Genomic DNA, 18,292 nt, shown 5'->3' with positions numbered 1-18,292 from the left:
CGCTTAAACAATAGCTAACGATGAGAACTGAGCCGACATAGCTGTAAACACATCTTAATAACTGTTCTGCCTCATATCCCCTTTTAAAATAACATGATACATACCACTAGCGCTGAATAGATGACTTTAACTAAGCCAATCTATACACTAGTTATGCAGTCTTCGTAGGTAAAATAGTGCTATAGCTGTACGCTGAACTTGTTGTTAAGATAACTTATAAGGTACCTGTGCAGGTGAAAAAAGAATCAACCGGACAAATTCGTAAAAAGAATGTTGCACTGATTTTGAATGCCGCTAAAACAGAGTTTGTAACTCATGGCTTCAAAGGTGCTTCAATTAAACGTATAGCTGAAAGAGCTGGGATCCCTAGAGCAAATATCCATTACTACTTCGCTGATAAAACAGACCTTTACCAACAATTGCTCAACGAAATTATAGTCAGCTGGAATACTAGTTTTGATACCTTAAGTATTGATGATGATCCTAAAACAATTCTTACCGCTTATATTCATGAAAAAATTATGCACGCTAAGCATGATCCAGATGGCTCTAAAATTTTTGCTAGTGAAGTTATCCACGGTGCACCCATCCTGAAAGATTATTTACACACCGGTTTTAAGCAATGGTTAGATAAAAAAGTAACCGTCATTGAAACGTGGATAAAACGAGGCCAAATAGATGCCATTGACCCGCATCATTTATTATTCCTGATTTGGAGCTCAACACAGCACTATGCTGATTTCAATTTACAAATTTTAGCCGGCTTTGGTAAAGAAGCGATGAGTGATGATGACTTTGATGAGGTAATAAAGTCACTCACCACTATCATTTTAAAAGGTTGTGGCTTAAGTAAGTAACTCAGCCCCTACTATAACAGCTAAGCGCTAAGCGTTGAGCTGTTATCCTACCTACCATAGTATACGCAACAAGCTCACATTGACCGTAAGTGGTAAATCACTATCACTTGGTCTATAGCGAGCTCAGGTCACGGTATTACGTATCAATGACTGTCAATAGCCCTGTCTCATCAATGGGCAATCACCTGCTATATTAGCTTTAATACCACCTTCACCCTGTAATAATATGCTCCTAGCGAAAGGCTCTATAACGACACTCTTACGATCAATCCGTATAAGGTTACTTAGCCGTCAGCTAGAGGTAAAAATGACTTAATCAAAGGTCGCTTAAATCTACACTGCAAACTAGCATGATGGCAGAGTTATCACGAACACTTAACTTGATGCTAGCGAGTATGTGTAAAGTTATTAAGTACTATATTTGGCAGAACATCAAAGTAAAAAATATTTCATCATATAGAAAAAAACAGCCCGCTTATATTTCATGATGTAAAATAAGCTAAAAAAACCGAGACTAAAAAAGGTTTTTTATTTCACTATATGGAAATACAATCATTAGGATTCCACAAAAAAAGCCTTTTATATTTCACTATGCGAAAAAAAAGACCACTAAAAAGTGATCTTTTTTCATTAATAAAGCTTTTTAGATACGTTTTATTGGTTTAATGCATCTTCTAGTGCCGCTAAACATAAGGCAACATTTTCACTTTGAGCCGTGTGACCCATAAGGCCAATGCGCCATGCTTTACCAGCAAGGTCACCTAAACCAGCACCAATCTCAAGGTTGTAATGCTCTAATAAGTAGCTTCTTACTTTAGCATCGTCTGCGCCTTCAGGGATGTGGATAGTGTTTAGCTGAGGTAAACGCTCATCTTCAGGTACGATGAACTCAATACCTAATTTTTTCAATCCCTTAGCTAAACTTTCATGCTGTGCTCTATGGCGTGCCCAAGCGTTCTCGATCCCCTCTTCTTGAACCATTAATAGCGATTCATGAAGCGCATATAAAGAGTTTACCGGTGCGGTATGATGGTAGCTACGCTTACCAGCGCCGCCCCAGTAAGCCATTACTAATGTTTGGTCTAAGAACCAGCTTTGAATAGGTGTTTTACGATTTTTAGCTACCGCTACCGCTTTATCGCTGAACGATACTGGTGATATACCAGGTACACAAGACATACATTTTTGCGTACCAGAATAAATAGCATCAATGCCCCAGTCATCTACTCTAAGCTCTACACCACCTAAAGATGTTACCGCATCAACGATTGTTAAACAGTCGTTGTCTTGAGCCATTTTACATAATGTTTTAGCGTCTGAGACAGCACCCGTAGATGTTTCAGCGTGTACAAAGGCTAAAAACTTAGCATCTGGGTTAGCATCTAAAGCCGCTTGTACTTTATCAATTTCAACCGCACGACCCCAAGGAGAGTCAACGATGATAGCTTCTGCGCCTAATCTAGTGACGTTTTCTACCATACGGCCACCAAACACACCATTACGACAAACAATCACTTTATCGCCACGCTCTACTAAGTTTACAAAACATGCTTCCATACCTGCAGAACCAGGAGCTGACAACGCAATTGTAAATTCATTTTTAGTTTTAAATGCATATTGTAATAAGCTTTTTACTTCATCCATCATACGTACAAACTCAGGATCAAGATGACCAATCGTTGGTCTAGCTAGAGCAGAAAGAACACGTGCGCTAACTTGTGATGGGCCAGGGCCCATTAAGATTCTTTCTGGTGGATTAAATGATTTAAACGTCATGATTACTTCGCCTTATATTTAAGTGTTAATAATTAGTTGTGTTTACAAAACAACCTGATGTATCTTAGTTAATCTCAAGCTGACACAGGTGTCAAGTTGGGTAAATTTGTAAAAAAAAATAAAAAATTTTAAAATTAAAAAAAATTAAAAAAATAAAATTTTTAAAATCGAGTAAATTAATTTACATTACTAGTAACAACATGAGTTAGGAACAATATGAAATTTTCAACAACACTTACCGCTCTGGCATTAACTGCAGCATTAACTGCTCAAGTAGCTTCTGCAGAGACATGGGGAAATACAGAAGTACAATTACAAGCAGGCGGTGAGTTTGAAACAGCTGCTAATGGCGGCCAATCAACCGGTACTATAACTACTTTTCAATATGCGGGTGGTTGGGAGTACGGTGATAACTTTTTTTTCGTAGATAGTGCGCAATACTCTGGTAAAGATGGCAGAGCCGACAGTGCTGAAATGTATGCTGAGTGGTATTCAAACTTTAGTTTAGGTGCTATTACCGGTAACGATTTATCTTTTGGTCCTGTAAAAGACATTGGGCTAGTAATGGGCGTAAACTACGCACCTGAAGTTGATAGTACCTGGGTACTACCTGGGGTAACTTTCGCTTTAGATTTACCCGGCTTTGCTTTTGCGACATTGAATGTGTCTGCATTTATCCATGCAAATGGTGCTGATTCATCGGTAGCTAATACTTTCAAAGGACCATTTGCTATTGTAGATGAAGACTCTAGTTTTATGGTCGACTTTGCTTGGGCTTATCCCTTTAAGCTGGGGTCAACAAGTTGGAGTATTGAAGGTCACTTAGAATACATCGATGGTCGTACGCAAGTTAGCAACTTTGGTACTACGGAATTAGAATCTTGGATATTATTCCAACCACAAGTTCGCCTAGATGTAGGTGAACTAATTGGTACTGAATCTAACCGTTTATTTGCTGGTATTGAGTATCAATATTTTAAGAATAAACTAGGTGCTAAAGATGTTGATGACAATACCGTGCAATTCTTAGCGGTATGGCGCTTCTAATAACTTATTACATAACTATGTGAAACAAGTAAGCAGTTAAGTCTTAAAGCGTTCAGGTGGGATACTTGTCGGCTTAGCTGCACAGAGCAACAGCTGTTATAAAATAGCAGCAATGACTGATCTAAACGATACGTTACGCTGTATAGATCGAATTAGGCTAACACATAGTACTTGGTTCGTTGTATACAAGACAACTTAGCCATATAATCAATGCGCTTCGCTATTATTGGTAGAATTTGCACTCTTCAACCTAGCATTCACCACAACGAGCAAGCCTACAATGCAGTTCTATGAGTAGTCACTGCATTTTACCGAGTTATCATAAGTATTTTGAAGTAAAAACAATGTAATTTTATTAAGAAAAATTTTGGTCTTCAAGCATTACTCCCCACGAGTGTATTGAGTACCCCCCTTAACATATAACCGTATTTTAATCTTATAACTATATAAAGTAGGTCAACTAATGTCTGATTTTAAACAAGCTGCTCTGGATTATCACGCTTTACCAACTCCAGGTAAAATTTCCATTGCCCTAACCAAACCAGCCGAAACAAGCGCTGATTTATCACTAGCATACAGTCCTGGTGTTGCTGAGCCTTGCCGCGAAATTGCTAAAAACCCTGATGATGTATATAAATATACTGCTAAAGGCAATACCGTTGCTGTTATTTCAAACGGTACTGCTGTACTAGGTTTAGGTAACTTAGGCCCTATGGCATCAAAACCAGTAATGGAAGGTAAAGCTTTATTATTTAAACGTTTTGCTGAAATTAACTCATTCGATATTGAAGTAACGCATAAAACAACTGAAGAGTTTATCAACACTGTTGCTTGTATTGCAGACAGCTTTGGTGGTATTAACTTAGAAGATATTAAGGCACCAGAGTGTTTCATTATTGAAAAAGCGCTTAATGAACGTTGTAGTATTCCAATTTTCCATGATGATCAACACGGTACAGCCATTGTAACTGCTGCAGCAATGATCAACGCTCTTGAAGTCCAAGGTAAAGATATTGCTGATGCAAACATCGTTTGTTTAGGTGCAGGTGCAGCCGCTATCGCATGTATGACACTACTTATAGAGTGTGGTGCTAGCCGTGAACATGTTTACATGCTAGATAGAAAAGGGGTTATCCACACTCGTCGTGATGACTTAACTGAATATAAGCAATTATTTGCTAATAACACAGATAAGCGTACTTTAGATGACGTTATTGCCGGTGCCGATGTATTCTTAGGCTTATCTGGTCCGAACCTATTATCTGCTGAACAGTTAAAGAAAATGGCGCCAAATCCTGTCGTATTTGCTTGTTCTAACCCAGATCCAGAAATACACCCTGATTTAGCACATAGTGTTAGAGATGACTTAATCATGGCGACTGGTCGTTCTGATTATCCTAACCAAGTAAATAACGTATTATGTTTCCCGTTTATTTTCCGTGGTGCTTTAGATGTAAGAGCGCGTAAAATTAACAGCGAAATGAAAATAGCTGCTGTACACGCAATCAGAGAGCTTGCTAAAGAAGAAGTGCCTGCAAGTGTTTTAGAAGCTGGCAGCGAAACACAATTATCATTTGGTAAAGGCTACATCATTCCACGTCCTATGGACCCAAGATTATGTAAAAACGTTGCTCTAGCAGTTGCTAAAGCTGCTGTTGATTCAGGCGTTGCTGTTTTACCTTTACCTGATAACTATATGCAAGATGCTTAGCTAATACTTGACTAACCATTGCGTTATATTTAAAAAGCCGCTATTTATAGCGGCTTTTTAATGACTCTTTTTTATCACTGCGTTTGATAATGACTTCGATAGTTAGTTTATTTATATCGCTCCCCTGCTAAAAAACCACATGCAATAACGAATCATTCGTATCTACTCTATTTAATTCGATAAAATTACTTTATAATCCTTCAAAATATATTGTACAAATCCAGTATGAGTAAGCCTCTACTAAGCAATATTTTCATTCACTGCTTAATACTTAGTTTACTTGTAATTTATACAGCTATATCAAGCGGATTAATTTCCTTATAACACTCCTACTCTTTTTCAGTACAGGCTCGATAAATAATGAATCTACGAAAAACTTTTTTTTGGCTACATTTACTGCTCGGCTGTAGTGCCGCTATTTTTATTTTTTTAATGTCGATCACTGGTGTGGCACTAACCTATGAACGACAATTAATTAAAGCCGCTGAACGTGCTGACTATGCTGCCCCAGTAACAAGTAATACTCAAACTTTACCTCTGTCTGATATTTTAGCTATTGCCAGAGGTTACTCGACAAAACAAAGCGTCGATATTGTTATAGAAAACTATGCGAATGCGCCAATTATCGTAAAAGAGGGAAGAAAAAAAATCGCTTACCTCAACCCTTATACCGGCACTGAAATGACCGTGCCGGGCCAAAGTACAGTCAACTTTTTTGCTAAACTACGTGCTTTTCATCGCTGGTTAACATTGGATGGTAAGTTTAGTGACACAGGTCGCTGGATTAATGGTGTAGCCAATATTTTTTTTCTAGTATTAATATTGTCAGGGCTTTATTTATGGCTACCTAAACGCCTTAAATCAAGAGCATTTAAGCAACAACTAACATTATCAGGAAATTATCCTAACAAAGCGGCTAGAAATTATCAGTGGCATAACGTATTCGGTATTTATATGGCACCCGTGCTGTTTGTCTTAGTGGTGACCGCGATATTCTTCTCTTTTAAATGGCCAGGTAACACCCTTAAAGACTTAGTATCAAACCAATCGATAGCGCTTGTGAAGCCTGTAGAAATTTCAGCAGAGCAAGCACAATTACAACAGCCTATTGAACAACAATTAAGCCAGGTAAAAACCTTATACCCACAATGGCAAAGTATTCAATTTTCATTGGACACTTTACCAGCTGCTTCATTAAATCAAAGTCCTGTTAGCAGTAAAATATATAATGTCGATAATGGCAACGGTGGCGAACCGCAAAAAAAACTTAAGGTTGTGTTAAATACCTTAACAGGTGAATTACTGCAGGAGCAAAACTTTGCACAGCTATCGACTTATAATAAATTACGCAGCTATATCAGGTTCCTGCATACGGGGGAGCTTTTTGGCCCGATTGGACAAGCCATCGCTGGTTTGGCGTCATTATTAGCCTGTTTACTGGTTTATACTGGCGTCATGCTCTCTTGGCGACGATGGAAGAAAAGCCAAAAAGCACGACATAATTAGTACATAAACGCCGCGACAATAAATTATCAACACCCAGTAGAAGAGTTTACTGATAACTCTGCTACTTGGTATTATTTTTAAGTCGCTCACGGTGACTTAATGCTCTGCTAATGATGTCTTAATATTAACAATATTAAGACATCATTATTCAACTTACTACCCAAAGTATCTCTCGCTATTTAATTTATTATGCACCGCATCTAACAAGAAAGACGCTCAATGATAGCTTAAATAGGCTCTTACCGCCGTTAACAAATCATCTACAGTAGTCCTTTTTAAATTGCCCATAGTCCTTGGTATCACAACTACACACAGGATAAAAACATGCGCCTTTGTCTATTGTCATATTGACGATAAAATGCTTTATACTAAACGGACTGCTTTATTTTATAGAGCAAATTTTTTATCGATAATTTAAGTACATAAAACCATAGGTATGAATAATAACCATGAATAGCCATCACGCTCTCAATCATAAAGATATACTTAATAACCTTAATACTGGCATTATTATTCATGGTAAAGAAAGTGAGATAATTTATGCTAATAATACCGCTCTGAAATTAATGACTATGTCATGGTCGACAATGACAGGTCAGACAGTGGCAAGTTATGACTGGTACTTTGTTGATAAGTATAAGAAGCGTTTAGCAAGTAAATATTACCCTGTTGCTGCAGTAATGTCGTCAGGCAAGCCAGTAGAGAATATAGAGCTAGGCGTAGTCCGCGAAGGTAAAGTTGCGTCTTGGATATTATGCAGCGCCTCACCTGAGTTTGATGAACAAGGACTGTTATCACAAATTGTCGTGACGTTGGTCGATATTACCCATAAGCATCAATACGTACCTTTTAAAAAAATCGTTGATTTAGCTAGTGATATCATTGTTGTTACCGAAGCAGAAAATACCAAAGATATTGGTTACAAAATTATTTATGTCAATGAAGCGTTTACTAAGCTTACTGGCTACAGCAGCGACGAAGCTATCGGAAAAACACCTAAAATGCTGCAAGGAGAATTAACCTCTGTTACGACAAGAAAGCGAATAAAGACGGCTTTAGATCAACATCAACCAGTACGCGAGCGTATTTATAACTACTCTAAAACGGGTACAGGTTACTGGTTAGATATGAATATAGTGCCGTTACATAACCCCAGTGGTGAATTATTATATTTTGCGGCAATAGAGCGAGATATAACCAATCAACAGGAAAAAGAGAATAACTTATCCGAGCAAGCATCTATTGATGAACTTACCGGTTTATTCAATAGAAGAGCTTTTACCGAGGCTGCTGATATGGCGATTAGCGCTGCCGTTAGTCAAAAGAGTACCTTAACCGTTGCCATGATTGATGCCGATCATTTTAAAAGTATTAATGACAATTATGGACATGACGTAGGCGATCAAGCGCTATGCCAATTATCAGAAATAATGTGCTCTTGCTTTAGAAAATCTGACTTACTTGGCCGTTTTGGCGGTGAAGAGTTTGCGGTTATTATCACCGGCGGTGACGAGAAAGAAATTCTCAATAAAATGGAACTGTTTAGAACAAAAGTTTCACAAACCCCTATTAACATAACGTCATCTCATCATATTAATTTAACCGTTAGTATTGGTTTAGCGTTTTTAGATACAAGCAATAACAGCTTCACGGGTTTACTCAAATTAGCTGATACCGCACTATATCAAGCAAAAAATAGTGGTAGAAATAGAGTCTCTGTTTATAAGCGTTAAAGGCTATTGAACACATAGCGCTAAAAAAAATGGCTGTTTACCTAAGTAAACAGCCATTTTCATGTTACCGATTAACTTTTATTAAGCGTACTTTATACGTTTAACTTATCAATTAGTTTTATAAGTTAAAGTAAGTGGCTAAACCTTTAGCTTCGGCTAAATCAGCAGCTACTGAAGCAACGGCTAAATCTTGTAGGCCAACACCGGTACCGTCAAACACAGTAATTTCTTCAGCAGAAGTACGACCTGGTTTAGTACCGTTAATGACTTCACCGATAGGCGTGATATCGCTTTCTTTAATTAAACCTTGCGCTACAGCGTGCTGTGTTTCACCAATAGTAATAGATTGCGCTAATTCATCAGTGAAAACTTTGGCAACAGTTAATAACTTAGCATCAACTTCTTGCTTACCTTTAGTGTCAGTTCCCATACAAGCAATATGAGTACCTGGCTTAACCCAGTCTTTCTCGATTAAAGCTTCAAAGGCAGAAGTAATCGTAATAATTACATCAGCTTGTGCACAAAGCTCTTCACGGGTTACCGATTCAAATGGTAAACCTAACTCTTTAGCAACCGCTTCAAGGTTAGGGATATGCTCTGGGTGGAAGTTCCAACAAACGACTTTTTCAAAATCACGTTGCTCAACCGCAGCACGTAATTGGAAAGTAGATTGATGACCTGCACCTACCATACCCAATACTTTTGCATCTTTACGGGCTAAATGCGCAATAGAAACAGCAGAAGAAGCAGCAGTGCGTACTGCTGTTAAATAGTTGCCACCAACTAATGATTTTAATTTACCCGTATCTGGATCAAATAAAATAACGGTTGATTGATGGTTTGTTAAACCTTTTTCAATATTACCAGGCCAGTAACCGCCTGATTTTAGACCAAGTACCATACCGTCACGGTCGAAACCTGATTTAAAGCCGTATAACGCATCCGCATGACCAATGGCTTCACGGATCACAGGAAAATTGTAGGCGGTGTCTTTTGCCATAGCAGAAAATACGTTTTCTACCGCAGTAAAAGCATCGCTTCTACCCATAACTTCTTGACAAACCGTTTCTGAAACAACGGAGACGCCTTTATCTTGTTTTGAATCACTCATAACTTATCTCCTAGAAAATGATAGAGCCCCCGACGAGCGTCGAGGGTTTTATACCCAAACTACGTTAAGCTGCGAGTCTTGCACCTTCAGATAGTTTGGGTATTGCTTACGATGAAAAAGCAGTGCTTAGTATGCTTTACCACGTGCAGATACAGGCCATAACGTTTCAACTTTACCGTTACGAACACCAACATAGTAGTCATGCACGTTACACGTTGGATCACAGTGACCTGGTACAAGTTTTAACTTCTCGTTAATTTTTAATACGCCGTTTGCATCAGCAACGATACCGTGCTCATCTGAACACTTGATGTATTCAACATCGTCACGACCAAATACGTAAGGTAAACCACTATCTACAGATTGTGCTTTAAGACCCGCATCAACAATTGCTTTATCGGCTTTCGTGTGGCTCATTACTGACGTTAAAATGAATAATGAGTTTTCAAAGTCAGTGATTTTCTCACCAGACTCGTCACGAATTGTTTGGTAATCAGCATCCATGAACGCGTAAGAACCACATTGTAATTCGTTAAATACGTTAGAAGCACCTTCAAAGTAGTAAGAACCCGTACCACCACCACCAACGATATCAGATTCGATACCTTCAGCTTTAAGCATTTCAATAGTGCTAGCAACCATTTCAATAGCAATAGCTGTTTTCTCTTTACGGTCTGCGAAGTGTTCCATGTGCTGCATAGCACCTTGGTAAGCTTGAATACCAGCGTATTTTAAGTTTTCAGCAGCTTCTATTGCTTTAGCAATGTCTACAACTGGTTGGCCAGCTTGAACACCACAACGACCCGCACCACAATCAATCTCTACTAAACACTCAAGTTGCGTACCTTCTTTAACTGCAGCAGCAGAAAGATCAGCAACGTTGTCAATGTCATCAACACAAACAATTACACGAGCGCCAAGTTTAGGCATTTTAGCTAAACGTTCAATTTTCTTAGGGTCACGTACTTGGTTAGAAACTAAAACGTCTTTAATGCCACCACGTGCAAAAACTTCAGCTTCAGAAACCTTTTGACAACACACACCACAGCTATCACCAAGTTTTTCTTGAAGAAGAGCGATATCTACTGATTTATGCATTTTGCCATGTACGCGGTGACGAACACCCATATCTTTAGCAATTTTGCCCATTTTAATAATGTTGCGCTCTAAAGCATCTAAATCGACGACTAAACAAGGAGTTTGAATATCTGCTTCGTCCATACCTGGTACTGCTGGAACGTCAAAACCTACTTCTAAATCATTTATTGCTGTCATTTTATTCTCCAAAATCTATATTATTTTAAATTAATATTAATTATCTTAATTTCAATTTTTAATTCGTTTAATTCGTTTAATAACAAAGTATATTAATTAACTCGCTATTAATTTTTCATCCACGGTAGTTTGTCTAAATCAACATTACCACCGGTAATAATTACACCTACACGCTTGCCTTTGAACACCTCTGGGTTATTCAAAATACAAGCTACTGTTACCGCTGAACTTGGTTCGATAACAATTTTCATTGTTTTCCAAACAAGCTTCATTGCATCAACGATCTCTTCTTCAGTACAAGTGAAAATATCTGTTACATGGTTGCTCACAAAATGCCAAGTAAGGTCTTTCAAAGGCACTTTAAGGCCATCTGCTACTGTATCTGGTGCATCATCAGCAATAATGTGACCCGCTTTAAAAGATCGAGCTGCATCGTCAGCATTAAGTGGCTCAGCTGCATAAATTTTAACGTCAGGGGCAATATTAGAAATAGTTAAACACGTACCTGAAATCATACCACCGCCACCAATAGGGGCGATAACTGCATCAAGGTTTTCAACTTGCTCTGCAAGTTCTTTAGAACAAGTTGCTTGACCAGCAATAACACGTGGGTCATTGTATGGATGAACAAAGTCAGCACCCGACTCACCAACAACTTCAGCAAAGACTGCTTCGCGAGAAGTTGTTGAAGGTTCACACTCAACAATTTTACCGCCATAGCCAATAACAGCATCTTTCTTTGCTTGTGGTGCTGTACGCGGCATAACGACCGTAACAGGAATACCACGTTGCCCTGCAGCATAAGATAATGATAATGCGTGGTTACCAGACGAATGGGTAGCTACACCAATTTTTGCTTTTTCTTCGCTTAAACCAAAAACAGCATTACAAGCACCACGAACTTTAAAAGCCGCTGCTTTTTGCAAGTTTTCACATTTAAAAAATAATTCAGCACCGGTCATTTCGTTTAAACGAGTTGAGGTAAGCACTGGTGTTTTATGGATATAAGGTTTAATTCGCTCATGGGCAACAATTACGTCTTCGTAAGTTGGAATGTACATGGTCGATTTAGTTGAATTACTCATATGTTCCTCTTTTAATCTTTTCGTAGTATTAGTCGTAATTACCGCCAGCTTGTCGTATATTTACCAGCTGTACATGTGTTTACCCATTTTATTAGCTACGTTCGCTAACCAAATGCTATTTCTGTATGCTCGTTGCATATTGCAGAATATTTGGTTTGAACCACTTCATTTTCACTTTATGGAATATTAGTCGAACAGGCAAACAAGACAGATTCCATCATATGAAATATTGACTTCCTGTCACAGTATGAAATACTCCACACAGCTGATAAATAACAAATTATAAGCCTGATAAGTAAAAATAAACTTATTAGTTCCACAATATGAAATACTCAAACTCGAATTAATGATGGTTTTTGTCGCTTTTAGTTCTATATTAAAACTGAAAGTTGACACTGTAGTCAAGAAAAGAGATGTTAGATAATTAAACTGAGCAGCAACACTATGACTAAAGTAAAAGCAGAGATTAAAGTTAAACCAGAATCTCGTATTCAAGTAATCGATAGAGCGGCGACATTGCTCGATGCCATCTCACGTTATAGTATGCCTGTTACCTTAAAAGCGCTTAGTGCCGATACTAATTTAGCTCCGTCTACCGCTTTTCGCATATTACACTCACTGATTGATAATCACTTTGTTGATCGAGACAGTACCGGTAAGTATCAATTAAGTGGTCGTCTTATCAGGTTAAGTAATTATCAATATCAAAACGTTGATTTTCGCAAAGTAGCGATACCTTATATGGAAAAGCTGCGTGATAAATTTGGTGAAACTATTAACCTTACCGCTCGAGAAGGTGATGTGGTTATTTACGTAGAAAAAGCTATTCCTAATAGAATGATGCATGTACAGCAAATTATTGGCAGTCGCGCGCCTTTACATGTTACTGGCGTAGGTAAAATGATGTTAGGGATGGAAGGACACCAAGGTATTGTAGGCTATGCACAGCGAACTAACTTGCCCACATATACCCGAAAAACATTCTCCAACATAGAAAGTTTAGAACATGAATGTATGCTCTGTGTTGAGCAAGGTTTTGCTTATGATAACGAAGAAGCTGAGATTGGCGTAGGTTGCATAGGCGTACTTTTATATGACCGTTACGGTGAAGTAGTGGCTGGCTTATCAGTATCAGCGCCTATTGAACGACGCAGAGATGAATGGGTTAAAGATCTTGTTAAGGCAGGAAAATCTATTTCCATTGAACTTGGTTACGTTAAAACTGATGCACCCTTGAAAAAAAATAATTAAGGGAGAACTATATTGACAATAAAGAGACTCACCACGCGTCATAAAAATAAAAACGTTAAGCTATTTAGTTATCTGTAAAAATGTTAAGGCAATAATGCTTTAGCATTGTTGTTTACCTAATTTCTAGGTTTTGGTGAATGCACCCTACTATAAAGCCAATTAATAACATCTCGCCACGACAATATTCCCACGGGCTCATTATCACCATTTACCACAGGTAGACAAGATACCTCAGCATCATGAAAGAGTTTAATCGCTTCATTAAAGGAGCTAAATTGCTTAATGGCTACAAGCTTTTTTGAAACAATTTGGTGTACACGTTTATTCAACATCGCTAAATCTTTACTATTAGCGGTGGGTAATTCTAAATTAGAGTTTGTTGCCTTAAAGTAATCTCGCTCAGAGATAACTGCAACCAACTTATTATTTTTATCGGTTACCATTAAATAGTGAAATTTATGCTCAATAAATAGCTCTCTAACCGCCGATAACCTTTCATCTAAATTAATACAGGTAATATCGTCACTCATGATTTCTTCTATTTTCATATGCTATACCAACATTATTGCTATATACGCTGTTAACTACTCGTGTCTAATAATCTAACATTCCAATTTTCAACCTGATTACTCACTAGCCGTTGTTCAATTTTATCCTGCCAGCTTACTGATAATGCTTTTTGTTGCTTCAACACTAACAACTTTGTGTAATTAAGTGGATCACCAAAAAAGGTTTGGCATACCGCACTAATGCTCATGGCATTATCAACACGGCTAAGTAACACCAAGGGCTCATTAACACTAACCATGCCAGGCTTAATAACACGATATAACCAACCGCAGCGACTCATGTTTTGCATCACTACTGAAAAGGCCTCTATACCCCAGCGCTTATTCAGTTTATAGCAAGGCGAACGAGGCTGACTTACTTCAATAATAGCCTCTCCCCACTGATAACAGTCACCTAAAAAAATATTTTGCTCTGTCATACCTACAGAGCTAAGGTTTTCACCCATGCCAGGCGCTTGCCATTGAGCAACGGTATTGGCGTATTTTTCTTGCCAGTAAGTATAGTGCTCTTTTGGGTATTGATGTAAAGCGCGGTCTAAGCCACCATGATGATACTTATCTGCGCACTCATCTCCTGCTAAGCCTTCATCTGACAAATAAAGGCGAGTACTAATACAATGCTTATCTATTGCTGTTGCCATACCGTAACGCTCGGTTACTTTTGAGCAGTAAATATTGTCAAGAACATAGTTTTTTTGCATCTACTGAGCCTGTGTTATACCAAACTGATTACCTGTTTAACTCTCTAAATATCTATTGTTCTAATTAAAAAATAACTCGGCCAAATTTCTCGTACTTGCGACTCCCATTTAGGGTCAACCCTGCCATTTGATAATTGTAACAGCCAATATTTGGCCCATATTCTGACCACTTTACCTGACTTACTTAATTTTAACGGAGCAAAACAGCGTTTATAACAATGTCCGTTATAGTCAACTATGGCATTATTTTTGGCACGTTTATGTAAAAAGTCTAACGCTGAACTAATGACTTCAACTTCCGTTATAGCTAGAAGCCCTTGTTTTTTTAAACAAGCGAGTATTTCGGCTTTTTGTATACTGGCCTGCATATATTCATCAATATGTGGCGTATAAACCGTACCTGTTAAACCATAAATAGCAGCACGCTCTCTATCGGCAAGTAATTTTAACGGTGCTATTTTTTCATTAATATGCGCTAACTCTTTAATAGAGTGTAGCTGAGGGGGTAATTTAGACAATCGTACACCTTTGATAGATTTTCGTTACATGAAGACACCGTTAACTAGGCGGATCAAGGTTATTGGCAATACAATTATTTAGACGAAACCAACCGGCAATAGAATATCGATCGCGCTTAGCTGGTAACACTTCATGAGGAAACTCTTCACTTAAAAATACCACTATGGTACCAAAGTTAGGAATTACAGTAATTTTATTATAGTTTGAGACGACACTGTCCACTAATTTTTTATCATAAATAACTAATTCACCACCGTCTGATGCAACCCATTGTTGATTAAGATAGACCACAACGGATAACACACGATTTCCCTCCCCCCTAAAGGCATCTTTATGTTTTTTATAAAAGTCTCCTTTCGCGTAATGGGCAAAGTGACTTTCAAACGAAAATAACCCTAAAAACAAACGCCTATTTAAATAAACCTTTAATGCTTCTGTCCAGTTTATCCAAGCGCAACTAGCCTCGTTATCATTGATTATCCAGCTTATTTCATCTGTACGAATAAAGTCGTTAATCATATGGTCTTGTACTCTACCTATGCCAGCACGTTTAAATTTGTCACTAGATAGGTCGATAATATGTTGTGATAACAAATGAGTCAGTTTTATAGGTAACGCATAAGGGCGAATACTGTAGCCCTTATCGATAACATCTTTGGCTATTGACTCAAATAAAGCGCTATCAACGCCAGAATTTTTACTTTGGGCTAAGCTCAACGACAACCTGTCTTAGCAGATAAAACTAACATGTTATTGATAATTTAAGAGAGTGGAATATAAAGTATAGTAGCACTTTGTCACGATGAGTTACTAATAAAAACAGCGGTAACAAAGACGATAGATTATGTAAAATTTGACAAGTGTTTGTAGGCTCTATAGTGCTTTACGATAAGAGGCAGCGTCTATAATAAGGCTTTTAATAGCGGCTAATCGGTAAGGCTTTTGAATTTTATCACTAAAACAGTGATCCATAGCGACATCAAGCTCACCAGTAATTAACACTTTAATGGCATCATTGACTATAGCTTTAGCAACATCAACACCATTGAGTTGTGTTAATCGGTAATCAATAAATATGATGTCTGGGTTAGTCTCATTACAATACGTTATAGCCGATAGTTCGTCAGTAAAAGTGGTAATATTAATATCAGTAGAGTGTAAATACTCTTTGAATATCTGACATAGCAGCTCTTCATCATCAATATAAACAACCTTGATTGGCACTTTATTATCATCCACTTTACTTATTATCTCATCGTAACATTATTGATTAGCCTCTTAATTAAAGAATTAATTAACCAAACTAATCCCCTACTACTCACTACACACTTTTTGGAAAACTAATGGTAAATCGAGTATTGATACTATTATTATCTATCGAGATGGTGGCGTCATGGCTATCTAAGATCCCTTTTACAATAGATAAACCAAGACCTGTACCTTCAGATGCTTTTTTGCTAGTAAAAAAAGGTTCAAAAATAACATGCTGTTTATCTAAAGGAATACCTAAACCTGCATCAGTGACTACAACATTATAATCAGTTGGTGTTTCTATCATGGAAATATCAACCCACTTATCAGGCAGTAATAATACCGCATCTATCGCATTATTAATTAAGTTAACCATGACCTGCTCTATTTCTATCTCATTACACAGGATCTGAACATCTTCAATAAGGTGACATTGCAACCTTATCATTCGTTGTTTTAATTTTGGCTTAGTCAGTACAACCGCCTCTTGAATTAAATCTTGCAGCGAACATACCCTATATTGTCTTTCCTCATCAGTACGAGAATACTTTTTAAGACTTTTAACAATATGACTAATACGATCACAAGACTTCAAAATAATATCAGATTTATTGCAAATATCAGCTGCTGAAGCACTGGTACTGGTTAACTGTAACAGTTCAGCATAACCAGAGATAACGCCTAACGGGTTATTAATTTCATGAGCAATACTCGCTGATAATTCACCTAATGCGGCAAACTTGGCATTAACAATGTTCTTTTGTTTTTCTTTGTTATAATTAATTTCAGTGATTTTACGTTCATGTATATCTTGAATAGTGCCCGATAAAGTGACGATCTTGCCGTCTATGTAATTAGCTTTACCATTAGTATATATCCACTTTATATTACCTTTGGGTGTGCTTGCTTGTAATTCTAAAGCGTACGGTTCTCCGTAGGTTATGGCGCGGTGCACAGCATTTTCAATAATAGGGATGTCTTTATCAATAAATAACTCTAACCCTTGAGTTAATAAAGGTGTTGCGCCATAGAGTTCATCAACTTCTAATATTCTAAGGGTTTCGTCTGTCCATGATAGCACCCCTGTACTAATCTCTAACTCCCAGCCGCCAATTTTTGCTGCTGCACTTGTTTCATTGAGGATCTTAAGCGCCTTTAAGCAATTATAATCACTGTTTACTTTATCAGTGATGTCTTGACGTATAGCAACATAACTAGAAATCTCATTATTATCAAAAATAGGAATTAAAATACTTTGCACAAAGTAATAATCACCATTTTTTTTTCTATTTTTGATGGCGCCTGACCATATTTTTCCTGATGATATTGTTTGCCATAACTCACGAAAAAAAAGACTAGAATGATAACCTGAATTAACCAATTGATGCGTATGACCGAGTAGCTCGGCTGCCGAGTAACCCGATATTTGACAAAACTTATCATTTACCTTAGTGATAACACCGTTCACATCGGTTTCAGCATAAATGGTTTCTTGCTCTAAAGCCTGCTGTAAATGCTGGAGTTTATTACTTACTTTTACTTGCTGGGTAATATCACGCGCAATTAAATAAATAAGCCCAGAATCAGCGTCAACATGCCCAGTCCATGCAAGCGTTAAATAACCATTATTTTTGTGTCGGTAGCTATTTTCAAAGCATAACGAATGCTGTCCGTTACTCAATAGCGCGAATACTTGTAGTGTTTTATCAATATCATTGGGATGAATAAAATCGATCATCGCAGTCGATAATAACTCGACTTCGCTATAACCTAATTTTTCGCTAAATGATGGGTTTACTAATTGAAAATATCCTGCGGTATTAGCGACGCACATCATATCAAGAGATTGGCTGAATAACTTTTCATAAATATGCTTTGGGGTATCAATTGGCATCATTAA

General features: G+C 37.6%; 16 protein-coding genes. 6 read left to right on the top strand and 10 right to left on the bottom strand.

All coding sequences use genetic code 11. The annotated features are described in order from the left end of the window. Nucleotides 1-233: 233 nt before the first annotated feature. A complete protein-coding gene (locus tag FCS21_RS08425; RefSeq protein WP_246047133.1) occupies nt 234-857 on the top strand; it encodes a TetR/AcrR family transcriptional regulator in 624 nt (207 codons plus the stop codon). A gap of 654 nt (nt 858-1,511) precedes the next feature. Here FCS21_RS08425 and FCS21_RS08420 read toward each other — a convergent pair. Further along, entirely contained in the window at nt 1,512-2,633 is a 1,122-nt protein-coding gene (locus FCS21_RS08420; RefSeq protein WP_138622361.1) for a pyridoxal-phosphate-dependent aminotransferase family protein, read from the bottom strand. A gap of 216 nt (nt 2,634-2,849) precedes the next feature. Between FCS21_RS08420 and FCS21_RS08415 the strand changes: the two genes are divergently transcribed. From FCS21_RS08415 to FCS21_RS08400, 4 genes are all read left to right on the top strand, one after another. After that, on the top strand, nt 2,850-3,680 hold the full coding sequence (locus FCS21_RS08415; protein WP_138622359.1) for an outer membrane protein OmpK: 831 nt from the start codon (nt 2,850-2,852) through the stop codon (nt 3,678-3,680). Between the two features lie 463 nt (nt 3,681-4,143). Then, complete coding sequence (locus FCS21_RS08410) at nt 4,144-5,391, top strand: malic enzyme-like NAD(P)-binding protein (protein ID WP_138622357.1); 1,248 nt, start codon at nt 4,144-4,146, stop codon at nt 5,389-5,391. 360 nt (nt 5,392-5,751) lie between these two features. Further along, a complete protein-coding gene (locus tag FCS21_RS08405) occupies nt 5,752-6,897 on the top strand; it encodes a PepSY-associated TM helix domain-containing protein (RefSeq protein ID WP_138622355.1) in 1,146 nt (381 codons plus the stop codon). Nucleotides 6,898-7,346: 449 nt separating this feature from the next. Further along, entirely contained in the window at nt 7,347-8,630 is a 1,284-nt protein-coding gene (locus FCS21_RS08400) for a sensor domain-containing diguanylate cyclase (protein WP_138622353.1), read from the top strand. 118 nt (nt 8,631-8,748) lie between these two features. Here the strand turns inward: FCS21_RS08400 and bhcD are convergent, their stop codons facing one another. The 3 genes from bhcD to bhcB all read right to left on the bottom strand — a co-directional run bounded on the left by bhcD (nt 8,749) and on the right by bhcB (nt 12,101). Beyond that, the gene (gene bhcD, locus FCS21_RS08395; protein WP_138622351.1) at nt 8,749-9,741 is read right to left on the bottom strand and encodes an iminosuccinate reductase BhcD; all 993 of its coding nucleotides are present in this window, start codon (nt 9,739-9,741) and stop codon (nt 8,749-8,751) included. A gap of 126 nt (nt 9,742-9,867) precedes the next feature. After that, the gene (bhcC, locus tag FCS21_RS08390) at nt 9,868-11,016 is read right to left on the bottom strand and encodes a 3-hydroxy-D-aspartate aldolase BhcC (RefSeq protein WP_138622349.1); all 1,149 of its coding nucleotides are present in this window, start codon (nt 11,014-11,016) and stop codon (nt 9,868-9,870) included. Nucleotides 11,017-11,123: 107 nt separating this feature from the next. After that, a complete protein-coding gene (gene bhcB, locus FCS21_RS08385; protein WP_138622347.1) occupies nt 11,124-12,101 on the bottom strand; it encodes a beta-hydroxyaspartate dehydratase BhcB in 978 nt (325 codons plus the stop codon). A gap of 444 nt (nt 12,102-12,545) precedes the next feature. On the opposite strand from bhcB, the gene FCS21_RS08380 reads away from it, so the two are divergent. Beyond that, nucleotides 12,546-13,352: an IclR family transcriptional regulator gene (locus tag FCS21_RS08380; protein WP_138622345.1), complete on the top strand. Its 807-nt coding sequence runs from the start codon at nt 12,546-12,548 to the stop codon at nt 13,350-13,352. Between the two features lie 116 nt (nt 13,353-13,468). Here the strand turns inward: FCS21_RS08380 and FCS21_RS08375 are convergent, their stop codons facing one another. The 6 genes from FCS21_RS08375 to FCS21_RS08350 all read right to left on the bottom strand — a co-directional run bounded on the left by FCS21_RS08375 (nt 13,469) and on the right by FCS21_RS08350 (nt 18,289). Further along, complete coding sequence (locus FCS21_RS08375; RefSeq protein WP_138622343.1) at nt 13,469-13,900, bottom strand: CBS domain-containing protein; 432 nt, start codon at nt 13,898-13,900, stop codon at nt 13,469-13,471. 32 nt (nt 13,901-13,932) lie between these two features. Next, a complete protein-coding gene (locus tag FCS21_RS08370; protein ID WP_138622341.1) occupies nt 13,933-14,622 on the bottom strand; it encodes an MOSC domain-containing protein in 690 nt (229 codons plus the stop codon). A 44-nt stretch (nt 14,623-14,666) separates the two neighbouring features. Next, nucleotides 14,667-15,140, bottom strand: a complete 474-nt coding sequence (locus tag FCS21_RS08365; protein WP_138622339.1) for a hypothetical protein — start codon at nt 15,138-15,140, stop codon at nt 14,667-14,669. A 40-nt stretch (nt 15,141-15,180) separates the two neighbouring features. Then, entirely contained in the window at nt 15,181-15,864 is a 684-nt protein-coding gene (locus FCS21_RS08360) for a 2OG-Fe(II) oxygenase (RefSeq protein ID WP_138622337.1), read from the bottom strand. Nucleotides 15,865-16,014: 150 nt separating this feature from the next. Further along, the gene (locus tag FCS21_RS08355) at nt 16,015-16,380 is read right to left on the bottom strand and encodes a response regulator (protein ID WP_246047131.1); all 366 of its coding nucleotides are present in this window, start codon (nt 16,378-16,380) and stop codon (nt 16,015-16,017) included. Nucleotides 16,381-16,462: 82 nt separating this feature from the next. Further along, nucleotides 16,463-18,289, bottom strand: coding sequence for a PAS domain-containing sensor histidine kinase (locus FCS21_RS08350; RefSeq protein ID WP_246047129.1), 1,827 nt, complete (start codon nt 18,287-18,289; stop codon nt 16,463-16,465). Between the last annotated feature and the right edge of the window lie 3 nt (nt 18,290-18,292).

The organism is Colwellia ponticola (assembly GCF_005885605.1).
GTDB classification, from domain to species: Bacteria; Pseudomonadota; Gammaproteobacteria; order Enterobacterales; family Alteromonadaceae; genus Colwellia; species Colwellia ponticola.
The sequence above is the reverse complement of the archived record's forward strand: the minus strand, read 5'-3'. Positions and strand labels throughout refer to the sequence as shown.